The organism is Kitasatospora sp. NPDC059577, assembly GCF_042735475.1.
GTDB lineage: Bacteria > Actinomycetota > Actinomycetes > Streptomycetales > Streptomycetaceae > Kitasatospora.
Window position 1 is genome coordinate 54,701 of the sequence record NZ_JBHWBZ010000025.1, and the last position, 26,023, is coordinate 80,723.

Genomic DNA, 26,023 nt, shown 5'->3' on the forward strand with positions numbered 1-26,023 from the left:
CTTCGTCGTGCCGCGGCCCCTACGGGCGGGTGTAGGCCGCCAGGTCCGGGACCGTGGAGAAACCGACGCCGTAGGCGCTGACGCCGCGGCCGAAGGCGCCGAGCAGGACGCCGGGGGCCTCGCCGGCCAGCACCCAGCCGTACTCGGACTCGCGGTAGCGGAAGGGCTGCGGAAGGCCGTTGACCGGCAGGCTGAGGGTGGACCAGCCGGGGCCCGCCAGATCGTCGGCGAGGTCCCAGGCGAGGCTGCTCTGCTGGTCCAGCCAGTCCTGGCGCAGCGCGCGGTCCAGCTGGCCGGGCCAGGTCGCGGCGAGCAGGCCGGAACCGGCCAGCCAGGCGGCCGAGGAGGCGGAGGTCGCCTCCAGCGTGCCGGTGTTGTCGGCGCTGCGGCGGCTGTCCCGGCGGGCGACGGTGACCACGGCCGCGAACTTCCGCACGTCACGCGGCTCGAACTGCTTGGCGGGCTCGTCACCGTGGCCGAGCGAGCCGTAGTCGACGCTGCCCGCGGCGCGGGTGCCGGCGCCGGCCTGCATCAGGTAACGGCGGCCGGTCCAGCCCTCGTCCAGCCCGTACCAGGGGAAGTCGGCGGACAGGTAGGGCACCAGCGGGTCCGCCGGGCCGGCCTGTCCGCCGACCACCGGGCCGCCGGCCGTGGCCGTCGCCCCTCCCGCCTGACTCGTCGCGTCCATCCCCGGGCCTCCTCAAACGCACGTTTGCCTGCCGTGGCGCGCTCCCATGGTGGCGCACCGCGGCGTTCCCGGGGGCCGTTCCTGGTCCGCGAACACGCGGAATGTGACGGACGGCTCAGCGGGAACAATCAGCACAATAGCGGCGCACGCACCACCGCCCCGCTCAGCAGGGCGGCCGGGCGGGGCGGTGGCGTGCCTCCGGGGCGTCGTGCCGGAGCGGGGATCAGGTGGCGTCGGGGTCGAACGGAGGCCGCTCGCCGGGCGCCAACGGGGCACCTGCGGAGGCGGGCGCCGGAGCGGACTTCTCGAAGCTGACGCTGCCGCTGCGGCCGTTCACCGGCGCCGCGGGCTTGTCGTCCAGGACGGACCGGATATCCAGCGAGTCCTTCATCCCCTTGAGGCCGAGCGGGTCCTCCTCGCCGCCCATGAGCTGCTTGCGGACGAAGGTCTTGGGGTTGAGGTCCTCGAACTCGAAGTCCTTGAACTCGGGGCCGAGCTCGGTGCGGATGTCCTCCTTCGCGTTGTCGGCGAAGGAACGGATCTTCCGGATGAAGCCCATGGTGTCCTGGATCAGCTTGGGCAGCTTGTCCGGACCGAAGATGATGATCGCCATGACGACCAGGGTCAGGATCTCCAGCCCGCCTACGTCGCTGAACACCTTTGCTCCCTAGCTCGTCGGACGACGGTCCCTACAGGGTAATGGCCACCGGCGAGTCCCCGGCCCACGCTGCGATGAAGCCGTGGTAAAGACCTGCCGGTGGCCGAGCGCGTCGGGACCGGGGCGCCAGGGCCCGTCCAGGGGGGCTCTAGCGGGTCTGCTGGCGCAGGGCGGCGACGCCGCCGGGGTAACGCTCCGGGGAGGACGGCGGGGACGCCTCACGGGTCGCGGCGACCGGGCGCCCCGGGAAGTCCACCGGGACCTGGGCGGTCATCGGGACGAGACCGCCACCGCCACCGCGACCGGTGCCGGTGCCGCCGCCGGGCGGGCTGACGGTCGTACCGTGGCGGTCCTCGCCCTGCGGGCTGAGCCCGCCGACACCGCCGAGCGTGACCGCGGCGACGGAGAAGGCGCCCGCGGCGGCGAACACCAGCCGGCGCCCGCGCGCGGAGGAGCGGACGGCGGCCGCGGACGGCTGCGGCCGGGCGGCGTGTTCGGGCGCGACTGCTTCGGGACGGGCGGAGCGCCGGCCCATCAGCGGCCGCAGCACCGCACCGCGCCCGAAGGCCCGCGGGTCGACCCCGGGCACCGGGGTGTCGGCACCGAGCGCGCCCGCGCCGAACGAGGCCCCCGCGCCGCGGCCGAAGGAGCCGCCGGTGAGCCGGCTGCCGCCGAGCGTGCCGGTGGCCGCGACCCCGCCGCCGGGCAGGTCGTCGTCGTCGTGGCGCCCGCGCCCGGGCGGCCAGTCGCCGTCCGACGGGCCGTCCTCGGGGAGGTTGCCGACGGCCATCAGCCGGGCCATCAGCGCGGAGGACGGGCCGGGCGTGCCGGTGCGGGTCAGCAGGTGCTTCACGGAGCGGCCCTCGTCGGCCTCGGCGAGGCACTGCGGACAGGTCGCCAGGTGCGCCTGGACGCGCTCGCGCGAGTCGTGGCCGAGTTCACCGTCGAGGAAGGCGGAGAGGCGGTCGCCGAGGTGGTGCTCCTCGACCGCGGGTTCGGCGGGCCGTACGGGCAGCGCGTGCAGGGCCGTGTCGGCGGGCAGCGCCAGCGCGGGCAGCACGGGCTCACCGGGTTCGTCGGTGCCCCGACGGCCCGGCAGGCCCCAGCTCCGCCGGTTCAGGGCCCGGCCGGACGTGTCCGACCGGTCCGAGCCGGACCGGCTGGTTCCGCTCACGATCGCCTCCGTCCGCGCCCACCGGGCGCGACCGCGGCCTCCACCGCGCCGACGCCGACCGGCACCGGCTCCTCCGAGCCGCCGCGGCGCTCACGGCCGGGGGCCGAGCCGGGGGCGCGGTGCTTGAGCGCGGCACGCAGGTGCGAGCGGCCGCGGTGGATGCGGCTGCGGACGGTGCCGAGCTTGACGCCCAGCGTGGCGGCGATCTCCTCGTACGACAGGCCCTCGATGTCGCACAGCACCACGGCCGCGCGGAACTCCGGCGCGAGGGTGTCCAGGGCCTGCTGCACGTCGGCGTCGAAGTGGGTGTCACTGAAGTGCTGGGCCGGGCTGGGCTCGCGGGAGGCGAGCCGCTCGGCCGCGTCCTCGCCGAGCGCGTCGAAGCGGATGCGCTGGCGGCGGCGGACCATGTCCAGGAAGAGGTTGGTGGTGATCCGGTGCAGCCAGCCCTCGAACGTGCCGGGGGTGTAGGTGGACAGCGAACGGAACACCCGGACGAAGACCTCCTGGGTGAGGTCCTCGGCGTCGTGCTGGTTGCCCGTCAGACGGTAGGCGAGCCGGTAGACGCGGGCGCTGTGCGCCTCGACGATCTCCTCCCAGGTGGGCGGAGTCCAGGTCTGCGCGTCGGGGCCCTCGGCGAACGTGGCGAGGGCGGGGGCCTCGGTGGTACCCGCGGCCGGCGTCGCGGCGGCGGGCTGGTCCAGGTCGGAGTGCGCAGACTGGTTCATCACGGGCTTCGGCGTACGGGCTGACGCGGTGCCGCGGGAGTGCCGCCGCACGGGGACGTCGCCCTCGGCCACACCTCCTCGGTCGGCTCTTCTGCCCAGCAGGGCCACCACCATATCCACCTCACCCGTCAAGCCCGGATAAAAGTGCCCGGGAGGCCTCCCGCACCCGGTCCGTCATGACAACGGCCCGCCGCCGTACGCGGTTCCCGGTCGGCCAGTAATCTGTGGCAGGAAATATCGACATCCCCCGGCACCGGGCCGCCACCCGGGGCTCCGAAAGAGGCAGCCATCAGCGAGTTCGGGCCCGCGCGCGCGGCCCTCGCCGACACCTACGTGGGCGAGGACGCGGTGCTGACCTACGCCCGGGCGCAGTCCGCGCGAACCGGCATACGCGCGATCGGGCCGAGCGGCGGGGCCTGCCTGCGGCTGCTGGCGGCCGCGCTGGACGCCAAGGCCGTGGCCGAGATCGGCACCGGCACCGGGGTCTCCGGGGTCTACCTGCTGCGCGGGATGCGGCCGGACGGCGTCCTCACCACGGTGGACTCGGAGCCGGTGCGCCAGCAACTGGCCCGCGAGGCGTACCAGGCGGCCGGGTTCGCGGCCAACCGTTCCCGGTTCATACCGGGCCGGGCGCTGGAGGTGCTGCCCCGGCTCGCCGACGGCCAGTACGACCTGGTGTTCTGCGACGGCGACCCGGCCGAGTCCCGCGAGTACCTGCTGGAGTCGCTGCGGCTGCTGCGGCCGGGCGGGATGGTCTGCTTCGAGGGGGTCTTCCAGGAGGGCCGGCTGGCCGAACCGGAACTGCAGGACCCGCAGACCGGCGCGGTGCGGGACCTGGTCCGCGACGTCCGGGAGAGCGAGGCCCTGCTGCCGGCCCTGCTGCCGGTCTCCGACGGGCTGCTCTGCGCCGTCAAGCGCTAGTCGGACGCCGGAACCCGTCCCCGGACCTCCCGCGGGGCGGCCCCGGGGCACCGGCGGGCGGGGCCGGGAGGGCCCGCCGGAAAACGCGCGGACCCGGGCCGACGTGACGTCGTACCCGGGCCCGGCAGCGCATCTCCAGGAGATGGCGAGCACCCGCTGCGGTCAGCCGCAGGCCTTCTTCAGGGCCTCGCCGAGGGCGTCGGCCTCGTCAGGCGTGAGCTCCACCACGAGGCGTCCGCCGCCTTCGAGCGGAACGCGCATGATGATGCCCCGCCCCTCTTTGGTGACTTCGAGCGGGCCGTCACCCGTCCGCGGCTTCATGGCCGCCATGCTCGTTCCCCTTCCTGCAACCGCCAGCTACGCACCGGCAGTCCGTCCACCGCCGGTATCGAACGCATTGATCGGAAGCCATTATCCCGCATGCCACGGGCTGATGACCAACATCACTCTCGGTGCAACCTCGGCCGGACCGCCCCCAACCACCGCAATTCACGTCATAAGCCCTGGCGTGGCGACGGTGTGGACGGCACCGGAAGGTGCGATACCTCACACTCCCCAGGCCACCTCGTGCTCCGGCATCCTGGCACACGACACCGACACCACGACGATCACCCGGGGAGCCCTCGCGCATGTCCGATTCCGTGCTGTACGAGCTGGACGGCGGCCTGGCCGTCATCACCATCAACCGACCCGAGGCGATGAACGCCCTCGACGTCGCCACCAAGGTCGCGCTGCGCGACACCGTGGTCGCCGCGGCCGCGGACCCCGCGGTCCGGGCCGTGCTGCTGACCGGAGCGGGCGAACGCGCGTTCTGCGTCGGGCAGGACCTGAACGAGCACCTGGCGCAGCTGAAGCTGGCCGAGGAGACCGGGGAGGGCGCGCTGCGGACCGTCGCCGAGCACTACAACCCGCTGACCCGGGCGCTGGCCGGGATGCGCAAGCCGACCGTCGCCGCGGTCGGCGGGGTGGCGGCCGGAGCGGGCGCCTCGCTCGCCTTCGCCTGCGACTTCCGGATCGTGTCCGACCGGGCCGGCTTCAACACCGCCTTCGCCGGCATCGGCCTGACCGCCGACTCCGGCGCGTCCTGGACGCTGCCCCGGCTGGTCGGGCACGCCAAGGCGACCGAACTGCTGATGCTGCCCCGGACGGTCAAGGCCGCCGAGGCGATGGAGCTGGGCCTGGCGACCAAGGTGGTCCCCGCCGAGGAACTCGCCGCCACCGCGCGGGTCTTCGCCCGTGAGCTGGCCGAGGGCCCGACGGTCGCGTACGGCGCCATCAAGGCCTCACTCGCCTACGGCGCCTCGCACTCGCTGGACGAACTCCTCGACAAGGAGGACGAGCTGCAGACGCTGGCCGGCGCGAGCGAGGACCACCGGATCGCGGTGCGCGCCTTCATCGCCAAGGAGAAGCCGAAGTACGTCGGCCGCTAGGGCTGACAGAGCCCAGGAGGCCTGCTCAGCCCTTCGCCCCGGTGCGGACGTGGCAGTCCGCCAGGTGGTCGTCCACCAGGCCGCAGGCCTGCATCAGGGCGTAGGCGGTGGTCGGGCCGACGAAGCGGAAGCCCGCCTTCTTCAACGCCTTCGCCAGTGCCGTCGACTCGGGCGTGACGGCCGGCACCTCGCTCATCCGGCGGGGGGCCGGCCGGCCCGGCTCCGGGGCGAACCCCCAGATCAGCGCGTCGAGGCCGCCCTCCAGGTCGCGGGCGACCCGCGCGTTGGCGACCGCCGCCTCGATCTTGGCCCGGTTGCGGATGATGCCGGTGTCGGCGAGCAGCCGCTCCTTGTCGGCCTCGCCGAACTCGGCGACCTTGCCGATCTCGAAGCCCGCGAACGCGGCGCGGAAGCCCTCGCGGCGGCGCAGGATCGTCAGCCAGGACAGGCCGGACTGGAAGGCCTCCAGGCAGACCCGCTCGAACAGCGCGTCGTCGCCGTGGACCGGCCGGCCCCACTCGGTGTCGTGGTAGACCCGGTAGTCGTCGGTGGAGTCGCCCCAGGCGCAGCGGCGCAGCCCGTCCTGACCGAGCACCGCGCCGTCGGCCGGGGAGGTCACTGGTCCTTCACCGGCTTCGCGTCCTCGGGCGCCCGGGCCGGCGTCTCGGCCTGCCGCTCGGCCGACGGCTCGGCCGACGGCTCGGCCGACGGCTTGGTGAGGGCGACGGCCGGCTCGACGACGCGGGCGAACTGCTCCAGGCCGGGCAGCGGTTCGGCCGCCGGGTCGGGGGCGTTGGTCGCCTCGACCGTGCCGCGCAGGTGGGCGGCGGCCTCCAGCTCGGCGATCCGCGCGTCGCGGTAGGCGAGTTCGGCGCCGAGGCGGTCCAGGACGTCGTCCACCTCGTCCATCCGGTAGCCGCGCAGCGCCATCGGCAGGCGCAGTTCGTCCACGTCGGCCTTGCCCAGCGGCCGGTCCTGCGGGAGCCGTGCGGAGATGCGGTCCGGTACCGCCTCCGGCATCGAGCCGCCCCCGCCGAGCGCCACCAGGGCGGCGCCGCCGACCACCACGGCCATGGCGACCACGATCACCCAGAACACGAGCTGTCCTCCCGAACTCCCGGTCGGCCTTCGTCGAGGTTCCAGGGAACCAGACTGATCATGACAGCATGGTCCCTCAGTGAGGCCGGGGGCCATCATCGCACCCGCAGGAGCTCTGGAGGAGACATCGGTGGCACTGCGCCTGGGACCGCGGGAATTCGGTGACGACGAACTGGTGATCATGGCGATCGTCAACCGGACGCCGGACTCGTTCTTCGACAAGGGCGCCACCTTCGCCGACCCGGCCGCGTTCGCCGCCGCCGACCGCGCGGTGGCCGAGGGCGCCGCGATCCTGGACATCGGCGGGGTCAAGGCCGGACCGGGCGACGAGGTCACGGTCGAGGAGGAGCTGCGGCGCACCGTGCCCTTCGTGGCCGAGCTGCGCAAGCGCCACCCCGACGTGGTGATCAGCGTGGACACCTGGCGGCACGAGGTCGGCGAGGCGGTCTGCGAGGCCGGCGCGGACCTGCTGAACGACGCCTGGGGCGGGGTGGACCCGGAGCTCGCCGAGGTGGCCGCCCGCCACGACGTCGGGCTGGTCTGCACCCACGCGGGCGGCGCCGAGCCGCGCACCCGCCCGCACCGGGCCGGGTACGAGGACGTGATGGCGGACATCCTGCGGGTGACCGTGGGGCTGGCCGAGCGCGCGGTGGAACTGGGCGTGCGGCGGGACGCGGTGATCATCGACCCGGGGCACGACTTCGGCAAGAACACCCGGCACTCGCTGGAGGCCACCCGGCGGCTGCCGGAGATGACCGCGACCGGCTTCCCGGTGCTGGTCTCGCTCTCCAACAAGGACTTCGTCGGCGAGACCCTGGACAAGCCGGTGGACGAGCGGCTGCTCGGCACCCTGGCGACCACGGCGGTCTCGGCCTGGCTGGGCGCGCGGGTCTACCGGGTGCACCAGGTCGCGGAGACCCGCCAGGTGCTGGACATGGTCGCCTCGATCCGGGGCACCCGCCCCCCGGCGGTCGCCCGCCGGGGGCTGGCCTAGGCCCCGGCCCGTACCGGTGCCGGTGCCGGTGCCGGGCGGCCCGGGCTAGATCTCGATCGCCGGCCGGCGGGCGTCGGCGAGGATCTTCATGACCTCGTCGACCTCGTCGGTGATGTGGAACAGCTCCAGGTCGTGCGGGGCCGCCTTGCCCTGCGCGACGAGGGTGTTCTTCAGCCACTCGAAGAGGCCGCCCCAGTACGCGGTGCCGTAGAGGATCACCGGGAAGCGGGTGACCTTCTTCGTCTGCACCAGGGTGAGCGCCTCGAACAGCTCGTCCAGGGTGCCGAGGCCGCCGGGCAGGACGACGAAGCCCTGCGCGTACTTCACGAACATCGTCTTGCGGACGAAGAAGTAACGGAAGTTCAGCCCGAGGTCGACGTACTCGTTGAGGCCCTGCTCGAAGGGGAGCTCGATGCCGAGGCCGACGCTGAGGCCGCCCGCTTCGGAGGCGCCGCGGTTGGCGGCTTCCATCGCACCGGGGCCGCCGCCGGTGATCACCGCGTAGCCGGCCTCGGCGAGGGCCCGGCCGATGGCCATGCCGGCCTCGTACTCGGGTGAGTCGGCCGGGGTCCGGGCGGAGCCGAAGACGCTGATCGCGGGCGGGAGTTCGGCGAGGGCGCCGAAGCCCTCGACGAACTCGGAGGTGATCCGCAGCACCCGCCACGGGTCGGTGTGCAGCCAGTCGGTGGGGCCGGTGGTGTCCAGCAGGCGCTGGTCCGTGGTGCTCGTGCCGACCTGGTCCCGGCGCACCAGCACCGGGCCCTTCTGCTTCTCGGGCCAGGCCTTCTTCTTCTTCGGCACGCCGACCTGCTCGGGTCCGTGCCCGTACTGCTTCTCGTCTCCTGTGCCTGTCATGACGAAACCCTACGCCCGCCTTCCCCCGTTTTCAGGCAACGGGGGAAGGTCGGTTGGGCAACCGGAAGATGGCGTTCGACCGTTGATCGGATCAGCTGTCCCGGGGCCGGGGGCTCAGTCGGTCAGCCAGGCGCGCAGCCGCTCCTCGGTCTCGGCGATGGCGCTCAGCGAGCAGTGCTCCTCCCGCTTGTGTGCGAGGTTCGGGTCGCCGGGGCCGTAGTTGACCGCCGGGACGCCCAGCGCGCTGAAGCGCGCGACGTCCGTCCAGCCGAACTTGGCCCGGGCCTGGCCGCCGGTGGCCGCCAGGAAGGCCTGCGCGGCCGGCTGGGAGAGCCCGGGGAGGGCGCCCGGGGCGAAGTCCGTGACGGTCAGCTCGAAGCCGTCGAAGACCTCCCGCACGTGCTTCTCCGCGTCCGCCTCGCTGCGGTCCGGCGCGTAGCGGAAGTTGACCGTGACGACGCACTCGTCCGGGATGACGTTGCCGGCCACGCCGCCGTCGATCCGGACCGCGTTCAGGCCCTCGCGGTACTCCAGTCCGTCGATCTCCACCCGGCGCGGCCGGTAGTCCGCGAGCCGGGTGAGCACCTCGGCGGCCCGGTGGATGGCGTTGTCGCCGAGCCAGCTGCGGGCCGCGTGGGCACGCACGCCGGTGAGCCGGACCTGCGCCCGCAGGGTGCCCTGGCAACCGCCCTCGACCATGGCGCCGCTGGGCTCCATCAGCACCGCGAAGTCGGCGGCCAGCCACTCCGGGCGGTCCTTGGCGAGGTGGCCGAGGCCGTTGCGGTGGGCCTCCACCTCCTCGCAGTCGTAGAACACGAAGGTGAGGTCGCGGTTGGGCTCGGGCAGGGTGGCCGCGAGCCGCAGCTGGACGGCCACGCCGGACTTCATGTCCGAGGTGCCGCAGCCGTACAGCAGGTCGCCCTCGACGTAGGAGGGCAGGTTGTCGGCGATCGGCACCGTGTCGAGGTGGCCGGCCAGCAGGACCCGCTCGGCGCGGCCCAGGTTCGTCCGGGCGACCACGTTGTTGCCGTACCGGTCCACGGTGAGGTGCGGGCAGCCGCGCAGCGCGGCCTCCACGGCGTCGGCGAGCGCCTGCTCGTCGCCGCTCACCGAGGGGAAGTCGACGAGCCGGGCGGTCAGCGCGCCGCCGTCGAGAGTGAGGTCCAGGGGCGTCGGGTCGAGGCTGCTCATGGCGCCAGCCTAGTCCGCGGGCCGGATGCCCTCCGTGGTCGCCCTGTGACACGGATCGGCTTCGGTTCGGCAACCGGGGGGCGCCGCACATCCGTCCGAGTGGGTACGGTGTCGGATCAAGGACCAGGTGCGAGAGGGGCGACGGTGGCCAGGAGAAGGAGCAGCGCGGAGCCGGGCGACGAGGCGGCGCCCGCCCGCCGCCGCGGGCCGTTGCGCGCGCTGCTGATGGTGATCGTCGGGTTGCTCGGCCTCGCGCTGGTCGCGGGCCTTGCCGTGGTGGGCATCTGGTGGTTCGGCTTCAAGCCGGGCGAGTCCGAGGGCTGCACGGTGAAGACCGCGGCCGGCAACGGCACCCTGGAGCTGCCGCAGGCCGCGAACGCCGCGACGATCGCCGCGGTGGCGCGTTCGCGCGGGCTGCCGGACCGGGCCACCGCGATCTCGCTGGCGACCGCCATGCAGGAGTCCAAGCTGCGCAACCTCGCGGGCGGCGACCGGGACTCGATCGGCCTGTTCCAGCAGCGACCCTCGATGGGCTGGGGCACCCCGGACCAGATCGCGGACCCGGTGTACGCGACCAACAAGTTCCTGGACGGCCTGGTCAAGGTCCCGGGCTACACCCGGCTGCCGCTGACCGACGCCGCGCAGGCGGTGCAGAAGAGCGGCTACCCGCAGGCGTACGCCAAGCACGAGACCAAGGCGACCCTGCTCACCTCGGCGCTGGCCGGCCGGGAGCCCGCCTCGTTCTCCTGCATCGTGCACGACTACGCCAAGCCGGACCCGCAGGACTCCTCCTCCCCCACCGCGGGCGCCACCGCCACGGCCACCCCGGCCGCGGCGCCGGACCGCGCCCAGGTGCTGTCCGACCGGGTGCGCCGGGAGTTCGGCCGCACGGTCACCCCGGCCACCGGCTACGCCTCGACCATCAAGGGTGCCGAGAACGCGGTGTCGCTGACCCCGGACCCGGCCACCGCCGCGCTGACGTCCTCCGCGGACGGCACGGCCGACGGCGGGGTGAGCGCGGAGCGCGCCAGCGGCTGGGAGGTGGCCCACTGGGCGGTCGCCCAGGCCCAGCAGCTGGGCATCGCGACGGTCGCCTACGACGGGAAGATCTGGCGCAAGACCACGTCGGACGACGGCTGGCAGCCGCAGACCTCGGGCACCTCGACCAAGCTCGTCCAGGTCACCCTGGCACCGGCCGGCAAGGGCTGACGAACAGGCGTACGGGTTGCCGCCGGACGGGTGATTCCGGTCAACCCCGGTGGACCCGGGCCCCGTTCCGTCACCCCCGGGCGGAGAACCGTCACTTCCCTTGGCCCGGGCCGGTTCGGCGACGCCCGGCGGGGCCCGGCGGGCGCCGCCGCTGCGGTCCTACGATCCGATGGTCGGTCAGACACTTTCCTTGCACGGGCCGAAACCTTCTGGCTTCTCAAGCGGTAACAACGTCGTCCGCCCGGTCGTTCACGCCCGGTCCCACGGGCGGACGGGACGGAACCAGACCCCTTCGAGGAGCCCCATGTCTCACCCCCTCACGCGCCGGATCGCTCAGGCCGCGCTCGTCGTGGCCGCCGGAGCGACCCCGCTGGTCGCGGCCGGCTCCGCGTCCGCCCTGGGCGGGGACGCCCTGCTGCCCAAGAGCGACCTCGCGGCGCCGCTGGGCCAGCTGACCAACACCGACACCGGCTCCACCCTGCAGCACACCACCCACCAGCTGGGCCAGGCCGCCGGCACCACCGGCGCGGCCACCGTCGCCGCGGGCGTGCCGGCCTCCGCCGACGCCGCCGGCAACATCGTCGCCCACCAGCTCCCCGAGGCGAACGAGAAGGCCAGCTCGCTGACGGCGCCGGTCGACCAGACCGCCGCCACCACCGGACAGCTCTCCGCCGTCACCCCGAAGGTCGCCTCGGCACTGGCCGGCAAGCTCGGCGAGGCCGTCACCGGCAAGGGCGCGGCCACCCGCAGCGCCGACGCCGGCGCCGGCCCGGTCGGCGGGCTCGCCCAGGCGGGCTCCCTCGCCCACGCCCTGCCGGGTGCCGGTCAGCTCTCCGGTGCCGTCCCCGGCACCAACACCGTGACCGACGCGCTGCCGCTGGGCTCGGTGGAGCGCGCGCTGCCGCTCGACTCGGTCCAGCACGCCGTGCCCGGCGGCCTGCCCGGCGCCGACGTGCTCGGCCTGGCCGAGCACGGTTCGGCCAACCGCCTCGGCGGCGCCGACCTCGGGCCGAACAACCCGCTGTCCGGCCTCACCGGCGCGCTCGGCCCGATCGGCGGCCTGCTGGGCGGCGTGAACGGCGGCAGCATCAGCGGCCTGCCGCTGTAGTCCGCTTGCGGTGATCCGCACGTCCACGTGCCGAAGGGCCGGTGCTCCTCCTGAAACCCACGGTTCCAGGAGGAGCACCGGCCCTTCGCCGTGCGGTCAGCGCGCCGCTGCCAGCCGCTCCACGGCCGCGGCGACCCGCTCGTCGGTCGCGGTGAAGGCGACCCGCACGAAACGCTCGCCGGCCGGACCGTAGAAGTCGCCGGGCGCCACCAGGATGCCCAGCCCGGCCAACTCGGCCACCGTCTCCCAGCACGGCCGGTCCTGGGTCGCCCACAGGTAGAGGCTCGCCTCGGAGTGCTCGATCCGGAAGCCGTACGCCTCCAGCGCGGCCCGCAGCGCCGAGCGCCGGGCGGCGTACCGCCCGCGCTGCTCGGCCACGTGCGCGTCGTCCGCCAGCGCGGCGACGGTCGCGGCCTGGACCGGGGCGGGCACGATCATGCCCCCGTGCTTGCGCACCTCCAGCAGCTCCCGGACCACCACCGGGTCGCCCGCGACGAAGGAGGCGCGGTAGCCGGCCAGGTTGGAACGCTTGGAGAGCGAGTGGACGGCCAGCAGGCCCTCGTGGTCCTCGCCGCACACCTCCGGGTGCAGGACGGAGACCGGCTCGGCCTCCCAGCCCAGCTCCAGGTAGCACTCGTCGCTGACCAGCAGCGCCCGGTGCTCCCGGGCCCACTCGACGGCGCGACGCAGCTCGTCCGCGCCCAGCACCCGGCCGGTCGGGTTGGACGGCGAGTTCACCCAGAGCAGCCGCACCCGGGAGCCGTCCAGCTCGTCCACCGAGTCGTACTCGACCGGTTCGGCGCCGCACAGCCGGGCGCCCACCTCGTACGTCGGGTAGGCCAGCCGGGGGTAGGCGACCTGGTCGCCGGGGCCGAGGCCGAGCTGGGTCGGCAGCCAGGCCACCAGCTCCTTGGAGCCGACGGTCGGCAGGACGGCCTGCGGGCCGATCGCGGCGCCGAGGCGCCGGTGCAGCCAGCCGGCGATCGCCTCGCGCAGCTCCAGCGGGCCCCAGACCGTCGGGTAACCGGGGGTGTCGGTGTGCGCGGCCAGCGCCTTCTGGACGACCTCCGGGACCGGGTCCACCGGGGTGCCGACGGAGAAGTCGCAGAGGCCGCCCGGGTGGGCGAGGGCGGTCGCCTTGTACGGCTCCAGCTTGTCCCAGGGGAAGACCGGCAGGAGGTCGGAAACGCGGCGCGCCGCTCCCGGGTGGCCCGGGAACGGCGCGCGCGTGCTGTCGTTGCTCACAGCTTCGTTGCCACCGATCGTCAGTGGTCGGCGTTCTGCGGCGGCAGAGCGGCGATGAACGGGTGGTCGCGCTCGATCAGGCCCAGCTTCGAGGCGCCACCGGGCGAACCCAGGTCGTCGAAGAACTCGACGTTCGCCTTGTAGTAGTCCTTCCACTCCTCCGGAGTGTCGTCCTCGTAGAAGATCGCCTCGACCGGGCAGACCGGCTCGCAAGCGCCACAGTCGACACACTCATCCGGGTGGATGTAGAGCGATCGCTCGCCCTCGTAGATGCAGTCAACCGGGCACTCTTCGATGCACGCCTTGTCCTTCACGTCGACACAAGGCTGCGCGATGACGTAGGTCACGCTGTCGTTCCTCCTAGGAAGGGCCTGGCGGCCCGTTCTGTTCTGCTCGCGTGCGCGGTGAGCGCGGCGTCGTCGATGCCCGCCCCTAGTATCGCGGGTCGGAGACCGCAAATGCACAGGAGGTGGCCACATGGCGACAGGCAACCCGGTCAGCGATCGTCCGGAGGTCCGGATAGATCGCTCTGACGTGGGACGACGCGTGTCCGTCCGACGCCTCTCCGAGTTCGTGGACGACCGGCCGGTGTTCCGGGATTCGATCGGCGTGCTCACATCGTGGGACGATCTTGGGTTGACGATCGTGCCTCGAACCGGGGACCCGGTCTTCTTGCCGGAGAAGCTGCTGGTCGCAGGCAAGGTCGTGCCGCCGTTTCCCGCCCGGCGCGCTCCGCTGCCGGTCACCGACCCGGTCGAACTGCAGCGGATCGCGGGCCGCGGCTGGCCGGCCGTCGAGCAGCAGCCGCTCGGCGCGTGGACGCTGCGCGCCTCGGCCGGATTCACCCGGCGGGCCAACTCCGTCCAGGCGCTCGGGGACCCGGGGCTGCCGCTGCCGGACGCCCTGGCGGCCGTCCGCGCCTGGTACGCGGAGCGCGGGCTGCCCTCGTACGTCGAGGTGATCACCCCGGGGTCGCCGGAGCCGCTGCGCGCCGAACTCGACCGGCTCGGCGCCGGGTACGCGCCCACCCTGGTCCGCACCGCCCCGCTGGCCGGGCTCGCCCGGACCGGCGGCGGGCACGACCGGGTGCGCCTGGCGCGGACGGCGGACCCGGCGTGGCTGTCGCTGTACCGGCGGGTGACCGGGGACCCCGCGGTCGAGGAGGCGGCGCTGCGGGTGCTGCACGGCGGCCCGTCGGTCTGGTTCGCGACCGTGCCGGGCGCGCCGGGACAGCCGCCGCTGGCGATCGGACGCTGCGTCATCGAGGGGCCGTGGGCCTGCTTCGGCGCGATCGAGGTCCAGCCGTACGCCCGCCGGGCCGGGCTGGCGACCGCGGTCATGGCGGTGCTCGCCGCACGGGCGGCCGAGGAGGGCGCGAGCGGCGGTTACCTGCAGGTCGAGGCGGAGAACGCCGGGGCGATCGCGCTCTATGACCGACTCGGCTTCACGACCAGTCACACTTACCACTACGCCCTTCTTCCCCAGGGGTAGCGCTCGGGTCGTTCCGTCCGCTGCCGGAACCGTCCGTCGCCCGTCGCCCGAACCGCCCGTCGCCCCGTCCGTCCGCCGTACGAAAGCCGTCGCCGTCACCGTGACCGAGCAGAGCAGAGACCGCTTCCGGACCGCCGCCCGCGCGGAGCAGCCCGACCCGGTGCTGCTCTGCCTGCTCGCCGCCGCCGAGCACGGCCCGGCGCTCGACCCGGGCGACCCCGGCGAGCCGCCGGGCGTGGACGCCCTGCTCGCGGCCTGCGAGGCCGCCCTGGAACGGCACGCGGCCGCCGTCCGGCTGGCCGTCGCCGAGCGGGCGCCCGCCGGACCGGAGGAGACCGCCGCCCTGCTCGCGGCCGTCCTCGGCGGGCGGGAGCGCTTCCACGGGCGGCAGGCCGACTACCGGCGGCTGGAGTCCTCGCTGCTGCCCGAGGTGCTGCGGCGGCGCCGCGGCCTGCCGATCACCCTGTCGCTGGTGTGGATGGCGGTGGGACGGCGGGCCGGGCTCACCGTCCACGGTGTCGCGTTGCCCGGCCACTTCATCGTCGCCGTGGGCGGGCCGGGAGGCGGCGGCGACTACGTCCTGGCCGACCCGTTCCACGGCGGACGGCTGCTCGACCCCGGGGACGTCGAGCACCTGGTCGCCGCCGCCGGGCACGAGTTCACGCCTTCGATGCTCTCCCCGGCCCAGCCGCTGGACGTCGTGCTGCGGGTGCTCGGCAACATCCGGGCCTGGGCCTCCGAACGTCCCGAACACGCCCGCACCCAGCTCTGGGCCACCGAACTCGCCCTGCTGCTGCCGCGCCACCCCGCCCAGCTCCGGCTGGAGCGGGCCGAACTCCTCGTCCGCACCGGGGACTTCCTCGGCGGCTCGGCGGAGATGGACGCGTACGCGCAGATCCTGGACGCCTTCGACCCGGACGGGGCGGCCAAGGTCCGGCAGGAGGCGCGGGCGGCCCGCCACCGGCTGAACTGATCCGCGACGGGGCTACAGCCAGCCCTTCTCGCGGGCGATCCGGACTGCCTCGGTGCGGTTGCGGGCCTCGGTCTTCTGGATCGCCATCGAGAGGTAGTTGCGGACCGTCCCCTCCGACAGGTGCAGTCGCCGCGCGATGTCGGCGTTCACCGCGCCGTCGGCGGCCGCGCCCAGCACGTCCCGCTCGCGCGGAGTCAGCGGGTTGGCGCCCTCGGCCAGCGCGGCCGCCGCCAGCACCGGGTCGATCACCCGCTCGCCGCGCAGCACCCGGCGGATCGCCTCGGCCAGCTCGGAGGCAGGCGCGTCCTTCACCAGGAACGCGTCCGCGCCCGACTCCATCGCCCGGCGCAGGTAGCCGGGACGCCCGAAGGTCGTCGCGATGACCACCTTGGTGCGCGGCGCCTGCCGGCGCAGTTCGGCCGCCGCCTCGATGCCGGTCATCCCCGGCATCTCGATGTCCAGCACGGCGACCTGCACCTCGTTCGCCAGCACCGCCGACACCACCTCGTCCCCGCGCCCGACCTGCGCGACGACGTCGATGTCCCCCTCCAGCCCGAGCAGCGCGGCCAGCGCCTCCCGGACCATCCCCTGGTCCTCGGCGAGCAGCACGCGGATCGAGGCCCCGTTGTCAGTGTCGTTCATGGCCATGACCTTAGAGGGCAACGGGCTTGAGTCTCCGGCAGGGGGAGAGTCCACAGTGGTGCCCATGGACGGCAGCACTGCGGACGACATCCGGTACTCGATCGGCGACCTCGCCCGGCGCACCGGGCTCACGGTCAAGACCGTCCGGTTCTACGCCGACACCGGGCTCGTCCCGCCCACCGGCCGCACCCCGGCCGGCTACCGGCTGTACGACGTGCACGCGCTCGCCCGGCTGGACCTCGTCCGCACCCTGCGCGAACTCGGGCTCGACCTGCCCGCGGTCCGCCGGGTGCTGGAGCGGGAGGCCCCGCTGCAGGAGGTCGCCGCCGCGCACGCCGAGGCGCTGGAGGTGCAGATCCGCACCCTGCGGCTGCGCCGGGCGGTGCTGCTCGCCGTCGCCCAACGCGGCTCCACCCCCGAGGAGATGAGACTGATGCACAAACTCGCCAAGCTCTCCGACGCCGAACGCCGGCGTCTCGTCCACGACTTCATCGACGAGACCTTCGGCGGCCTGGACGCCGACCCCGGGTTCGTCGCCATGATGCGCTCGGCGATGCCGGAACTGCCCGACGAGCCGCGGCCGGAGCAGGTCGAGGCCTGGGTCGAGCTGGGCGAACTCGTCCAGGACCGGAACTTCCGCGCGGCCGTGCGGAAGATGGCCGAGCACCAGGCCGCCGAGCGGGCGGAGGGGGACCGCAGCGGTCTGCACATCGCGCTGACCGGGACCGTGACGTCCCTGGTCCGCGCCGCGCTGGCCGCCGGGACCGCCCCCGCCTCCCCCGCCGCCGACCCCGTCGTCGCGGCCCTGACCGCCGCCTACGCCGAGGCCTTCGGACGCCCGGACGACGAGGAGCTGCGCCAGTGGCTGTCCGACCGCCTCGGGACGGCGAACGACCCCCGCGCGGACCGCTACTGGCAGCTGCTGGCGGTCATCAACGGCTGGCCCGCCCGGGAGAGCCTGCGGGACGTATTCGAGTGGTTCACCGAGGCCCTGCGGGCCAGAATGGCCGGATGCTGAGCCTGGAACTCCTCCGCCCCGACCACGCCGACGCCCTGCTGGCCTTCGAACGCACCAACCGCGCGTACTTCGCCCGCAGCGTGCCGGACCGCGGGGACGCCTACTTCGCCGAGTTCCCGGCCCGGCACGGCGCGCTCCTCGCCGAGCAGGCCGAGGGCACCTGCCGGTTCCACGTCGTCCGGGACGCGGACGGCGAGCTCGTCGGCCGGGTCAACCTGGTCGACCTCGCCGACGGCGGAGCCGAACTCGGCTACCGCGTCGCCGAGTCCGCCGGCGGCCGCGGGATCGCCACCGCCGCCGTCGCCGAGGTCTGTCGGCTCGCGGCCGGCCCGTACGGCCTGCGCTTCCTGACCGCGGCCACCACCGTCGACAACGCCGCCTCCCAGGCAGTGCTCGCCCGCAACGGCTTCCGGTTCCGGCAGGAGATCCTGCTCGCCGAGCGCCCGGGGCTCGCCTACCGCCGCGAACTGGCCGACCCGCACCCGACGCGGTAGCCGGGGCGGGGCCTTCGCCGGCCCAGGCCCAGGCCCCGGCCTCGGCCTGGGCTCAGAGCCGGCGCAGGGCGGCTTCGACGCTGTCCGCGGCGCTGGTGTTGAAGGCGATGGCGGCCTGCGGCGCGTGCCGGCGGACCAGGTTGACGACGAGTTCGAAGAACGGGAGGGCCGGCTCGGGCTTGCGGATGCCGCCGCCGATGACGACCACGTCCCACCCGCGGCCGTCGAGCGCCGCGACGATCGCGGGCTCGGCGGTGTCGTCGGGGGCGACCAGGGTCATCGCGGCGTCGATGCCGTGGTCGGCGAAGCGGGCGAGTTCGGCGTCGAGGACGGCCCGCACGCCGTCGCCGTCCATGCCGGGCACGGTGTGCGGGTCGAAGCCGAGAACGAGAACGGTGGGCATGCCGGGGAGGACGATCAGCGGGGGTCGCAGGGTTCCCCGCGCAGGAAACGGGCGGCTTCGGCGAGGGTGAGCTTGGGGTCGGTCCAGGAGCACACCTCCAGCCAGGACAGGCTCCCGGCCTCGGCGAACAGCAGCACCTCGCCGTCGTCGCCGAGGCCCGCCTCGGCGACGATCTCCGCGCGCGCGGCGGTGCCGGTGCCGGTGAAGTGGACGGTGCAGCCGCAGGCGCAGCGGGACTCGATGCGCAGGTGCGGGAGTTGGGCGCGCAGCGGATGGCCCGGACGGAGCAGGGCGTCGAGGGTGCGCCGGACGTCGGCGGGCAGCTGGTTCACGGAGGTCATCGGTTTCATCGGTTCCATCACCTTCATCGGTTCCATCGCCTCGGTTCCATCGGCTTCATCGGTTCCATCGGCTTCATCGGCTTCACCGGCGGCGCAATCGCGAGGTGAGGGCGGACAGTTCTTCGACGCGGAGGAGGTGGGCGAGCAGCAGGTAGCCGACGGCGAGGACGGCGACGGCGGGCAGCAGGCCGTAGCGGGTGGTCCACCAGGCGGCGGCCGCGGCCGGGAGGGCGGCGGCGAGCAGCCTGACGTGCGCGCCCAGCACGGGCAGCGGGCCGAGGCGGCGGCGCAGCAGCAGGTGGGCGGCGACGCAGGTGAGCAGGAACGAGCCGCCGTAGCAGCCGGCCGTCCCGGTGACGGCCCAGCGCAGCGGCAGCAGCCGGTGGCAGAGCAGGGCGCCGAGCGCGGTGGCGGCGACGGGCAGGAGGTTGAGCAGGAAGGGCGTGCGGCTGTCGCCGAGCGCGTAGAAGGCGCGGGTCAGCGCGTAGGAGGCCGAGTAGAGGACCAGGCCGGGCGCGAAGGCGGTCAGCATGCCCGCGATCGCCTGGACGTCGGCGGAGTCGGTGCGGCCGTGGCCGAAGGCGAGGGCGCACAGCTGCGGCGCGAGGACGGCGAACGCGCAGGCCGCCGGGACGGTGACCACGCCGATCGTGCGGACGGTGCGGGCGAGGACGGTACGCACGGTGTGCGGGGCGTCGGCGGCCGCGGTGAGCGCGGGGACGACGGCGGTCACCAGGGACACCGTGACCACGCCGTGCGGCACGATCCAGAGCAGGTAGGCGCTGCTGTACGCCGTGTACCCGACGCCGGGGAGCCCGGCCTCGGCGGCCCGCGCGCCGTCGAGCGTGGCCAGCCGGGTCACCACCCAGTAGCCGACCTGGTCGCTGAGCACGAGCAGCAGCGTCCACCCGGCGGCCCGCAGCGGCTCGCCGAGCCCGGCCTGCCGCCAGTCCCAGCGCGGCCGCAGCCGCACCCCGGCGGCCCGCAGGCACGGCAGCAGCACCAGGCTCTGCGCGACCACGCCCGCCGTCGTACCGGCACCGAGCACGGTCAAGTCGGTGGCGGAGAAGGACCGTTGGCCGATGTAGGCGCCGAAGACCGCGATCACGACCAGGTTGTTCAGAACCGGCGCCCACGCCATCGGCGCGAACCGCCGCCGGGCGTTCAGGATCTGGCCCAGCACGGTGAACAGCCCGTAGCAGAACACCTGCGGCAGGCACAGGTACGCCAGCAGCACCGTACGGTCCAACTGCGCTCCGCCGTACGAGGTGTACGCCCGCACGACGAGCGGCGCGGCCGGCACCGCCACGGCCGTCAGCACCAGCAGGGCCGTCACCAGCACCGTCACCAGCCGGTCGACGTGCGCGGCCCCGCCGTCCGCCGACTCCTTGGCGGCGCGCACCAGATGGGGCACCAGCGCGGTGTTCAGCGCGCCGCCGATCAGCAGCACGAACAGGATGTTGGGCACCGTGTTCGCCACGTTGTACCCGTCCGCGAGCACCCCCGAGCCGAGGACGGCCACCAGGACGGCCGAGCGGACGAAGCCGGTGGCCCGGGACACCACCGTCCCCGCCGCCATCACCAGGCTGGGCGGGGCGGTGCGCCGCGGTTTGCGGTGCCGGGCGGACGGACCGGGCGGCGCCGGCACGACCGGCACGCCCGCCCCCGCCGAGGCCCCCACCCCCGCCGAAGCCCCGGCCCCGGCGCCGGACCCCGCGCCGCCCGGTGCCGGCGGCCGACGTGCGGCGGCCACCCCCGCCGACTCGGCGCCGGCCCGCGCCGCGCGCTCCTCGGCGGACGCCGGTGCCGGCCGCGGCCCGAAGTCACGGACCCCGACGGCCTCCTGGAGAACGGTCATCCGCCAGCCCCTCTCGCTCCGGGCACCGACCCGAACGGATCGGCGAAAACGGCGAGAGCATGCGACAAGACCCCTGAAGCGACGCTGAGAAAGCTGAAGGCCGCTTAAGGAACGGATCCGGCGCCGGTGGCATCCTGATCCGCATGGAGATTCTGGTGGTGGAGGACGACGCCCAGGTCGCCGCGGCCGTCCGGCGCGGCCTGGAGGCCGAGGGCTACACCGTGGACCTCGCCCCGGACGGTCTCACCGGCCTGCGGCTGGCCCAACGGCACGCCTACCGGGCGATCGTGCTCGACATCATGCTGCCCGGCCTGAACGGCTACAAGGTGTGCGAGGCGCTGCGCGCCGACGGCGTGACCACCCCGATCCTGATGCTGACCGCCAAGGACGGCGAGTACGACGAGGCCGAGGGCCTGGACACCGGCGCCGACGACTACCTCACCAAGCCGTTCTCCTACCTGGTCTTCCTGGCCCGCCTGCGCGCCCTGATCCGCCGCAGCCAGACGCCCGGCCCGCTGCTGCGGGCGGGCGACCTGTGGCTGGACCCGGCGGGCCGCCGCTGCGGCCGCGGCGGCGCCGAAATCACCCTCACCGAGCGCGAGTTCGCCGTGCTGCGCTGCCTGGTCGAGCACCCCGGCGAGGTGCTGTCCAAGCGCCGGATCGTCGACGAGGTGTGGGACATCGCCTTCGACGGCGAGGAGTCCATCGTCGAGGTGTACGTCAGCATGCTGCGCCGCAAGGTGGACACCCCGTTCGGCGTCCGCTCGATCACCACCGTGCGCGGCGCCGGCTACCGAATGGAGTCCTGACCGTGCTCAGCCGCCTCTCCACCCGTCTGCGCACCTCGCTGGCGGCCGGCCTGGCGGCGCTGCTGCTGCTCGGCGGCGGCGCCTGGTGGCTGCGCGGCCACATGTACGACGCCCAGGTGCAGGCCGCGAACGCGGAGGCGAAGGCACAGGCCCGGGAACTCAGCAACGGCTTCAAGTACGGCCAGCAGGTGACGGACAGCTGGCAGCTGCCGTACGTGGTGCTGGGCAGCGACGGTCAAGTGCTGCTCATGGGGGGCCCGCTGACCACCCAGCACCTGACCGGGCCGCTGCCGGCCGCCGTGCCGCACCTGGCACCGGACGACTGGCAGACGGTCCAGCGGATCTCCATCGGCCCCGCGGGCACGGCCGCCGCCAACCGCTACTCGGGGCGCGCCTTCACCGCGATGGGCAGTTGGAGCCCGCTGCTGCGCAAGGACGGCACCCAGGTGAAGCCGACGGTCGGCCCGTTCACGGTGTACGTGCTGGCCACCCCGTTCGCCGCCGAGGCCTCGCTGCACAGCATCGACCCGGTGCTCCGGGCCGGTGTGCCGACCGCCGCCCTGCTGGTCGCGCTGATGGCCTGGATCGCGACCAGCCGCGCGCTGCGCCCGGTGGACGCGATCCGCGCCGAGCTGGCCGAGATCGGCGAGCACCGGCTGGACCGCCGCGTCCCGGTGCCGCGCTCCGGCGACGAGATCACCCGGATGGCCCGGGCCACCAACGCCACCCTGGACCGGCTGGAACGCTCCGCCGCCCAACAGCAGCGCTTCGTCGCGGACGCCTCGCACGAGCTGCGCAGCCCGATCGCGGCCCTGCGCACCAACCTGGAGGTCTCGCTCGCCCACCCCGAGCACACCGACTGGCCCGCCGCGACCCGGGAGGCGCTCACCTCGGTCGAACGCCTCCAGCAGCTCACCGAGGACCTGCTGTTCCTGGCCCGCGGCACCCACCCGGCGACGGCCGGCCGGCTCGGCACCGTCGACCTGTCCGCCGTGCTGCGCGAACTCGCCGACCAGTACCGCCCGGTCCTCGGCGCCCGGCTCACCCTGCGGGTGGACGCGGCCGAGGCGGTGCTGGTGCACGGCAGCCGGATCCGGCTGCACCGGCTGGTGCGCAACCTGCTGGACAACGCCCAGCGGCACGCGGCCACCGAGGTGACGATGTCCGCGCGGCAGAGCGCCTACGGCTGCGTCGTGGAGATCCGGGACGACGGCCCGGGCGTGCCGCCGGAGGACCGCGAGCGGATCTTCGAGCCGTTCACCCGGCTCGACGAGGCCCGTAGCCGGGACGCCGGCGGCAGCGGTCTGGGCCTGGCCATCGCGGCGGACGTCGCCACCCGCCACGGCGGCACCCTGCGCGTCGCCCACGCCCCGCGCGGCGCCCGCTTCGTCCTGGAGCTGCCGCCCGTCGAGGCGGCCGGCCGGGGACGGTCCGCGGACTCCGGCGGGCGGGAGCCCGCGAGCCGCACCTGACCCTGCGCCGGGGCCCGGGCGCCGGCCGTCCTTCGAGGGGGCGGGCGCTACCCCACCTTCGAGGCGTCGGGCGCGACGGTCACCGTCCGCAGCGGAACCGAGGCCCGCATCCGGAAGCCCTTCCCCCGCTCCCCGGGCCCGGTCTCCAGCCGCCCGCCGACCAGCGCCAGCCGCTCCTCCAGCCCGGACAGCCCGTTCCCCGGCTGGGACTTGCCCGGCCCGCGCCCGTTGTCGGCGACCTCCAGCACGGCGTAGCGCCCGCCGTGCTCCTCCCAGCTCTCGTCGGCCGTCACCGTGCAGACGGTGGCGCCCTCGCCGTGCCGGACGATGTTGGTGACGGCCTCGCGCAGCGCCCAGGCCAGCGCGCCCGCCTCCTCGTCGGCCAGCCCCGGCCAGCTGTCCACCAGCTCCGGCGCGGCCTCCAGCCGGACCTGGGCGGCGGCCAGCGCGGTACGGGCGGCGGCGAGTTCGACCGGCAGGGTCGGCCGGCGGAAGCCGGTCACCGCCTCCCGGACGTCGATCAGCGACTGCCGGGCGACCTGTTCGATGTCGGCGACCTGCGCCCGCGCCTTCTCGTCGGCGCCCGCGTCCATGAACCGGCCGGCCAGCTCGCTCTTCAGGGTGATCAGCGAGAGCGAGTGCCCGAGCAGGTCGTGCAGGTCGCGGGCGAGTCGCAGCCGCTCCTCGGAGGCGGCCAGGTGCGCGACGGCGGCCCGGGCCTCGCGCAGTTCCTTCATGGTGGCGACCAGCCGCTGGAGGCCGGTCATCGCGACCCCGGCCAGGAAGGCGCTGAGCGTGAAGGTGGCGATGTTGTCGGTGTCGACGCCGCTCAGCAGGCCGACCGCGGCGGTGAGCCCGGCCATGGCCCCGAGGGCGCCCAGCGCGTAGTTCGCCGGGGTGATGATCGCGACGCACACCGAGGCGTAGATGAACAGGGTGAGGAAGGCGTCGCCGAGGACGAAGGGCGCCACCGAGGCCAGCACGATCATCGTCGCGACGATCACCCGGCAGGCCCGCGGCCGCATCCCCGACTGTGAGCGGAAGATCACCAGCAGCACGTACGCCGCCACGAACCCGGCCAGGCAGCACCAGCCGAACACCCGGTCGGCCGTACTGTGGCCCCCGCTCACCAGGTCGCCCGCCGGGTAGGCCAGGTAGGTCATCCACAGCAGCATCCAGGAGACCTTGACCACCAGCTGCCGCCTGGTCTCCACCGGGGAACCGGGCACGCTCATGAACGACGCGCGCTCCGCACCCGCCTTCGGCGACTCGTCGGGGCCGTGGGTCTGACGCGCGTCGCTCATGTGGATCATCATGCCTGTCGGGTGTCGCGCCGGTACAGGGCCGCCGCGGCGACGACGAACACCACCAGGAAACCCGCCAGCCCGGCGACCGCGACGGTGTCCAGGGAGTGCCCGGGCCGGGTGAAGCCCGCCAGGTGGTTGTACAGGTACACCGGGTCGAACCGGGCGAACTTCTCCAGCGAACCGCTCACCGGGAACCAGGTCCCGCCGAACAGCGCCATCGCCATGTAGGTGATCATCACGATCGGCTGCACCGCGTCCGGCGCCGCCGCGTACCCGAGCGCCACGCCGAGCGCCGCGAAGACGAAGCTGCCCAGCCACAGCGCGAGGCCCAGCCCGGTCCACTGCGCCGCACTGAGCACGACGCCCTGGGCCGCGCCGACCGCGAAGACCACCAGGATCGCCGGCAGCGTGGTGACCGCGCTCGCCGCGATCTTGCCGACGGTGTACGCCCGGCCGGGCAGCGCGGTCAGCCGCAGCTGCCGGGTCCAGCCGCTCTTGCGCTCCAGCGAGATCCGCTGCGCGCTGCCGGTCAGCACCGCGCCGACCGCGCCGAAGGTGGCCATCGAGACCATGAAGTAGGTCTTCACCGGCAGTCCGCCGGCCTGGTCGGCGGCCCCGTAGGCGTGGATGAAGAAGACGTACATCAGGGCCGGGTACAGCACGGTGAAGAACAGGTAGCGCCGGTTGCGCAGGGTCCGCAGGACCTCCAGCCGGATCAGGGTCGTCATCGCACGCTCTCCTTGTCGACGCTCCGGCCGGTGGCGGTGCTCCCGGCGCTCCCGGCGTTCCCGGCGTTCCCGGCACCGTCGGCACCGTCGGCGCTCCGGGGCCCGGCCGCGCGGTCCAGCTCGCCGGTGATGGTCAGGAAGGCCTGTTCCAGGCCCACGCCGGTGACCTCCAGCCCGCGCGGGTACAGGCCCGCCCGGTAGAGCCCGGCGACGCTCGCGTCGGCGTCCGCGGTCCGGATCCGCACCGTCCGCACGCCCGGGACCCGGGCCGTGACGTCCAGCGACTGCACGCCCGGCAGGGTGCGCAGCAGGCGCTCGTCGGCCTGCCCGTCGCCGTCGTGGAGCTCGAAGGCGATCCGGCGCACCCCGGCCCGCGCCTTGATCTCGGCGGAGCTGCCGTCGGCGATCAGCCGGCCCCGGTGCAGCACCAGGACGCGGTCGGCGATCGAGTCGGCCTCCTCCAGGTAGTGGGTCGCGAACAGCACCGTGCGCCCGGCGTCGGCCTGCGCCCGCATGCTCGCCCAGAACGACTGCCGGACGCCGACGTCCATGCCGGTGGTGGGTTCGTCCAGCACGATCAGATCGCTGTCGCCCGCGATCGCCAGGGCGAAGCGGACCCGCTGCTCCTGGCCGCCGGACAGCTTGTCTACCCGGCGCTCCGCCAGCTCGGTGATCCCCGCGTCGGTCAGCACCCCCGTGACCGACCGGCCGCGCGGGTGCACGTCGCAGGCGAGCCGCACCAGCTCGCGCACCTTGACGTCGGACATCAGCCCGCCGCTCTGCAGCATCGCGCCGACCCGGCCGGCCGCGATCGCCGCCCGCGGGGTGCCCCCGAAGAGCGTCACGCTGCCCCGGTCGGGCTCGCGGAGCCCCAGCAGCAGGTCCAGGCTGGTGGACTTCCCGGCGCCGTTCGGGCCGAGCAGGGCCACGGTCTCGCCCGGCCGCAGCACGAGGTCCAGTCCGTCCACGGCGCGCACCCGCCCGTAGCTCTTGCCCACGCCGCGGAAGGCGGCCACCTCGGTGTCCATCGCCCGGCTCCTCTTCCCTGGTGCTGTCGCGTCCGGTGCTGTTCGCACCGGTTCAGGGTCCCGCGCGGGCGGTCGGCGGCGGCAGTGTCCGCCGTCGTGCCTTCGGCATGACGGATGTCATGCCGAAGGCCGGTACCCCCCACAGGGGTACCCGCCGCGG

General features: G+C 74.3%; 29 protein-coding genes. 11 read left to right on the top strand and 18 right to left on the bottom strand.

What is annotated here, in order from left to right; genetic code table 11:
* Positions 1-19: 19 nt before the first annotated feature.
* From ACFV0O_RS20755 to sigE, 4 genes are all read right to left on the bottom strand, one after another.
* A complete protein-coding gene (locus ACFV0O_RS20755; protein WP_380343711.1) occupies positions 20-688 on the bottom strand; it encodes a hypothetical protein in 669 nt (222 codons plus the stop codon).
* A 223-nt stretch (positions 689-911) separates the two neighbouring features.
* Positions 912-1,346: a sec-independent translocase gene (locus tag ACFV0O_RS20760; protein WP_380343714.1), complete on the bottom strand. Its 435-nt coding sequence runs from the start codon at positions 1,344-1,346 to the stop codon at positions 912-914.
* A 148-nt stretch (positions 1,347-1,494) separates the two neighbouring features.
* Positions 1,495-2,520, bottom strand: coding sequence for a zf-HC2 domain-containing protein (locus ACFV0O_RS20765; protein ID WP_380343717.1), 1,026 nt, complete (start codon positions 2,518-2,520; stop codon positions 1,495-1,497).
* Positions 2,517-3,248: an RNA polymerase sigma factor SigE gene (sigE, locus tag ACFV0O_RS20770; RefSeq protein ID WP_380343822.1), complete on the bottom strand. Its 732-nt coding sequence runs from the start codon at positions 3,246-3,248 to the stop codon at positions 2,517-2,519. Before sigE ends, ACFV0O_RS20765 begins: the two co-directional genes overlap by 4 nt.
* 288 nt (positions 3,249-3,536) lie before the next feature.
* Between sigE and ACFV0O_RS20775 the strand changes: the two genes are divergently transcribed.
* Complete coding sequence (locus ACFV0O_RS20775; protein ID WP_207809516.1) at positions 3,537-4,169, top strand: O-methyltransferase; 633 nt, start codon at positions 3,537-3,539, stop codon at positions 4,167-4,169.
* 162 nt (positions 4,170-4,331) lie between these two features.
* Here ACFV0O_RS20775 and ACFV0O_RS20780 read toward each other — a convergent pair whose 3' ends face one another.
* Positions 4,332-4,499 carry a DUF3117 domain-containing protein gene (locus tag ACFV0O_RS20780; RefSeq protein WP_014137929.1) on the bottom strand — a complete coding sequence of 56 codons (168 nt, stop codon included), beginning with the start codon at positions 4,497-4,499 and terminating at the stop codon, positions 4,332-4,334.
* 299 nt (positions 4,500-4,798) lie between these two features.
* Here ACFV0O_RS20780 and ACFV0O_RS20785 point away from each other — a divergent pair, with 299 nt between their 5' ends.
* Entirely contained in the window at positions 4,799-5,599 is an 801-nt protein-coding gene (locus ACFV0O_RS20785; RefSeq protein ID WP_380343720.1) for an enoyl-CoA hydratase-related protein, read from the top strand.
* Positions 5,600-5,624: 25 nt separating this feature from the next.
* On the opposite strand, the gene ACFV0O_RS20790 is transcribed toward ACFV0O_RS20785, so the two are convergent.
* Together ACFV0O_RS20790 and ACFV0O_RS20795 are read right to left on the bottom strand one after the other, a co-directional pair.
* On the bottom strand, positions 5,625-6,218 hold the full coding sequence (locus tag ACFV0O_RS20790) for a DNA-3-methyladenine glycosylase I (RefSeq protein WP_380343723.1): 594 nt from the start codon (positions 6,216-6,218) through the stop codon (positions 5,625-5,627).
* Positions 6,215-6,697, bottom strand: a complete 483-nt coding sequence (locus tag ACFV0O_RS20795) for a DivIVA domain-containing protein (RefSeq protein ID WP_380343725.1) — start codon at positions 6,695-6,697, stop codon at positions 6,215-6,217. The genes ACFV0O_RS20790 and ACFV0O_RS20795 overlap by 4 nt, the downstream gene beginning before the upstream one ends.
* Before the next feature lie 181 nt (positions 6,698-6,878).
* Here ACFV0O_RS20795 and folP point away from each other — a divergent pair, with 181 nt between their 5' ends.
* Complete coding sequence (gene folP, locus ACFV0O_RS20800; protein ID WP_380343825.1) at positions 6,879-7,691, top strand: dihydropteroate synthase; 813 nt, start codon at positions 6,879-6,881, stop codon at positions 7,689-7,691.
* Between the two features lie 45 nt (positions 7,692-7,736).
* On the opposite strand, the gene ACFV0O_RS20805 is transcribed toward folP, so the two are convergent.
* Together ACFV0O_RS20805 and dapE are read right to left on the bottom strand one after the other, a co-directional pair.
* Positions 7,737-8,546, bottom strand: a complete 810-nt coding sequence (locus ACFV0O_RS20805) for a TIGR00730 family Rossman fold protein (RefSeq protein WP_380343728.1) — start codon at positions 8,544-8,546, stop codon at positions 7,737-7,739.
* A gap of 114 nt (positions 8,547-8,660) precedes the next feature.
* The gene (dapE, locus tag ACFV0O_RS20810; protein WP_360259624.1) at positions 8,661-9,737 is read right to left on the bottom strand and encodes a succinyl-diaminopimelate desuccinylase; all 1,077 of its coding nucleotides are present in this window, start codon (positions 9,735-9,737) and stop codon (positions 8,661-8,663) included.
* A 144-nt stretch (positions 9,738-9,881) separates the two neighbouring features.
* On the opposite strand from dapE, the gene ACFV0O_RS20815 reads away from it, so the two are divergent.
* Both ACFV0O_RS20815 and ACFV0O_RS20820 read left to right on the top strand, forming a co-directional pair.
* Entirely contained in the window at positions 9,882-10,946 is a 1,065-nt protein-coding gene (locus tag ACFV0O_RS20815; RefSeq protein ID WP_380343731.1) for a hypothetical protein, read from the top strand.
* A 304-nt stretch (positions 10,947-11,250) separates the two neighbouring features.
* Positions 11,251-12,054 (top strand): hypothetical protein, encoded by an 804-nt coding sequence (locus tag ACFV0O_RS20820; protein ID WP_380343734.1) that lies wholly within the window; start codon positions 11,251-11,253, stop codon positions 12,052-12,054.
* Between the two features lie 96 nt (positions 12,055-12,150).
* Here ACFV0O_RS20820 and dapC read toward each other — a convergent pair whose 3' ends face one another.
* Both dapC and fdxA read right to left on the bottom strand, forming a co-directional pair.
* The gene (gene dapC, locus ACFV0O_RS20825; protein WP_380343736.1) at positions 12,151-13,299 is read right to left on the bottom strand and encodes a succinyldiaminopimelate transaminase; all 1,149 of its coding nucleotides are present in this window, start codon (positions 13,297-13,299) and stop codon (positions 12,151-12,153) included.
* A gap of 20 nt (positions 13,300-13,319) precedes the next feature.
* Complete coding sequence (gene fdxA, locus ACFV0O_RS20830) at positions 13,320-13,646, bottom strand: ferredoxin (protein ID WP_030061559.1); 327 nt, start codon at positions 13,644-13,646, stop codon at positions 13,320-13,322.
* 199 nt (positions 13,647-13,845) lie between these two features.
* Between fdxA and ACFV0O_RS20835 the strand changes: the two genes are divergently transcribed.
* Both ACFV0O_RS20835 and ACFV0O_RS20840 read left to right on the top strand, forming a co-directional pair.
* Entirely contained in the window at positions 13,846-14,790 is a 945-nt protein-coding gene (locus ACFV0O_RS20835) for a GNAT family N-acetyltransferase (protein WP_380343739.1), read from the top strand.
* Positions 14,791-14,890: 100 nt separating this feature from the next.
* Positions 14,891-15,763, top strand: coding sequence for a transglutaminase family protein (locus tag ACFV0O_RS20840; RefSeq protein WP_380343741.1), 873 nt, complete (start codon positions 14,891-14,893; stop codon positions 15,761-15,763).
* Positions 15,764-15,775: 12 nt separating this feature from the next.
* On the opposite strand, the gene ACFV0O_RS20845 is transcribed toward ACFV0O_RS20840, so the two are convergent.
* Positions 15,776-16,405 carry a response regulator transcription factor gene (locus ACFV0O_RS20845; RefSeq protein ID WP_360261048.1) on the bottom strand — a complete coding sequence of 210 codons (630 nt, stop codon included), beginning with the start codon at positions 16,403-16,405 and terminating at the stop codon, positions 15,776-15,778.
* Between the two features lie 64 nt (positions 16,406-16,469).
* Between ACFV0O_RS20845 and ACFV0O_RS20850 the strand changes: the two genes are divergently transcribed.
* Positions 16,470-17,423, top strand: coding sequence for a MerR family transcriptional regulator (locus ACFV0O_RS20850; protein ID WP_380343745.1), 954 nt, complete (start codon positions 16,470-16,472; stop codon positions 17,421-17,423).
* A complete protein-coding gene (locus ACFV0O_RS20855; protein ID WP_380343748.1) occupies positions 17,417-17,917 on the top strand; it encodes a GNAT family N-acetyltransferase in 501 nt (166 codons plus the stop codon). Before ACFV0O_RS20850 ends, ACFV0O_RS20855 begins: the two co-directional genes overlap by 7 nt.
* A 52-nt stretch (positions 17,918-17,969) precedes the next feature.
* Here ACFV0O_RS20855 and ACFV0O_RS20860 read toward each other — a convergent pair whose 3' ends face one another.
* The 3 genes from ACFV0O_RS20860 to murJ are packed head-to-tail and all read right to left on the bottom strand — an operon-like array spanning position 17,970 to position 20,519.
* Positions 17,970-18,320, bottom strand: coding sequence for a hypothetical protein (locus ACFV0O_RS20860; RefSeq protein ID WP_360261041.1), 351 nt, complete (start codon positions 18,318-18,320; stop codon positions 17,970-17,972).
* Positions 18,321-18,334: 14 nt separating this feature from the next.
* A complete protein-coding gene (locus ACFV0O_RS20865) occupies positions 18,335-18,697 on the bottom strand; it encodes a hypothetical protein (protein ID WP_380343752.1) in 363 nt (120 codons plus the stop codon).
* 46 nt (positions 18,698-18,743) lie between these two features.
* Positions 18,744-20,519: a murein biosynthesis integral membrane protein MurJ gene (murJ, locus tag ACFV0O_RS20870; protein ID WP_380343755.1), complete on the bottom strand. Its 1,776-nt coding sequence runs from the start codon at positions 20,517-20,519 to the stop codon at positions 18,744-18,746.
* A 143-nt stretch (positions 20,520-20,662) separates the two neighbouring features.
* Here murJ and ACFV0O_RS20875 point away from each other — a divergent pair, with 143 nt between their 5' ends.
* Positions 20,663-21,328 carry a response regulator transcription factor gene (locus ACFV0O_RS20875; RefSeq protein ID WP_380343757.1) on the top strand — a complete coding sequence of 222 codons (666 nt, stop codon included), beginning with the start codon at positions 20,663-20,665 and terminating at the stop codon, positions 21,326-21,328.
* A gap of 2 nt (positions 21,329-21,330) precedes the next feature.
* Positions 21,331-22,800, top strand: a complete 1,470-nt coding sequence (locus ACFV0O_RS20880) for a sensor histidine kinase (RefSeq protein WP_380343760.1) — start codon at positions 21,331-21,333, stop codon at positions 22,798-22,800.
* Positions 22,801-22,847: 47 nt separating this feature from the next.
* Here ACFV0O_RS20880 and ACFV0O_RS20885 read toward each other — a convergent pair whose 3' ends face one another.
* From ACFV0O_RS20885 to ACFV0O_RS20895, 3 genes are read right to left on the bottom strand one after another with little or no spacing between them, the layout of a single operon-like run.
* On the bottom strand, positions 22,848-24,104 hold the full coding sequence (locus ACFV0O_RS20885) for a sensor histidine kinase (protein ID WP_380343763.1): 1,257 nt from the start codon (positions 24,102-24,104) through the stop codon (positions 22,848-22,850).
* Positions 24,105-24,112: 8 nt separating this feature from the next.
* Positions 24,113-24,835 carry an ABC transporter permease gene (locus ACFV0O_RS20890; RefSeq protein ID WP_380343766.1) on the bottom strand — a complete coding sequence of 241 codons (723 nt, stop codon included), beginning with the start codon at positions 24,833-24,835 and terminating at the stop codon, positions 24,113-24,115.
* A complete protein-coding gene (locus tag ACFV0O_RS20895) occupies positions 24,832-25,863 on the bottom strand; it encodes an ABC transporter ATP-binding protein (RefSeq protein WP_380343769.1) in 1,032 nt (343 codons plus the stop codon). The genes ACFV0O_RS20890 and ACFV0O_RS20895 overlap by 4 nt, the downstream gene beginning before the upstream one ends.
* Between the last annotated feature and the right edge of the window lie 160 nt (positions 25,864-26,023).

Excerpts from the sequence above, each read along its gene's own strand:
- ACFV0O_RS20755 (WP_380343711.1), bottom strand. The coding sequence starts at position 688 with ATGGACGCGACGAGTCAGGCGGGAGGGGCGACGGCCACGGCCGGCGGC.
- sigE (WP_380343822.1), bottom strand. The coding sequence starts at position 3,248 with ATGAACCAGTCTGCGCACTCCGACCTGGACCAGCCCGCCGCCGCGACG.
- ACFV0O_RS20780 (WP_014137929.1), bottom strand. The coding sequence starts at position 4,499 with ATGGCGGCCATGAAGCCGCGGACGGGTGACGGCCCGCTCGAAGTCACC.
- ACFV0O_RS20785 (WP_380343720.1), top strand. The coding sequence starts at position 4,799 with ATGTCCGATTCCGTGCTGTACGAGCTGGACGGCGGCCTGGCCGTCATC.
- folP (WP_380343825.1), top strand. The coding sequence starts at position 6,879 with ATGGCGATCGTCAACCGGACGCCGGACTCGTTCTTCGACAAGGGCGCC.
- ACFV0O_RS20805 (WP_380343728.1), bottom strand. The coding sequence starts at position 8,546 with ATGACAGGCACAGGAGACGAGAAGCAGTACGGGCACGGACCCGAGCAG.
- dapE (WP_360259624.1), bottom strand. The coding sequence starts at position 9,737 with ATGAGCAGCCTCGACCCGACGCCCCTGGACCTCACTCTCGACGGCGGC.
- ACFV0O_RS20820 (WP_380343734.1), top strand. The coding sequence starts at position 11,251 with ATGTCTCACCCCCTCACGCGCCGGATCGCTCAGGCCGCGCTCGTCGTG.
- ACFV0O_RS20845 (WP_360261048.1), bottom strand. The coding sequence starts at position 16,405 with ATGAACGACACTGACAACGGGGCCTCGATCCGCGTGCTGCTCGCCGAG.
- ACFV0O_RS20850 (WP_380343745.1), top strand. The coding sequence starts at position 16,470 with ATGGACGGCAGCACTGCGGACGACATCCGGTACTCGATCGGCGACCTC.
- ACFV0O_RS20855 (WP_380343748.1), top strand. The coding sequence starts at position 17,417 with ATGCTGAGCCTGGAACTCCTCCGCCCCGACCACGCCGACGCCCTGCTG.
- ACFV0O_RS20860 (WP_360261041.1), bottom strand. The coding sequence starts at position 18,320 with ATGCCCACCGTTCTCGTTCTCGGCTTCGACCCGCACACCGTGCCCGGC.
- ACFV0O_RS20865 (WP_380343752.1), bottom strand. The coding sequence starts at position 18,697 with ATGGAACCGATGAAGGTGATGGAACCGATGAAACCGATGACCTCCGTG.
- murJ (WP_380343755.1), bottom strand. The coding sequence starts at position 20,519 with ATGACCGTTCTCCAGGAGGCCGTCGGGGTCCGTGACTTCGGGCCGCGG.
- ACFV0O_RS20875 (WP_380343757.1), top strand. The coding sequence starts at position 20,663 with ATGGAGATTCTGGTGGTGGAGGACGACGCCCAGGTCGCCGCGGCCGTC.
- ACFV0O_RS20885 (WP_380343763.1), bottom strand. The coding sequence starts at position 24,104 with ATGAGCGACGCGCGTCAGACCCACGGCCCCGACGAGTCGCCGAAGGCG.
- ACFV0O_RS20890 (WP_380343766.1), bottom strand. The coding sequence starts at position 24,835 with ATGACGACCCTGATCCGGCTGGAGGTCCTGCGGACCCTGCGCAACCGG.
- ACFV0O_RS20895 (WP_380343769.1), bottom strand. The coding sequence starts at position 25,863 with ATGGACACCGAGGTGGCCGCCTTCCGCGGCGTGGGCAAGAGCTACGGG.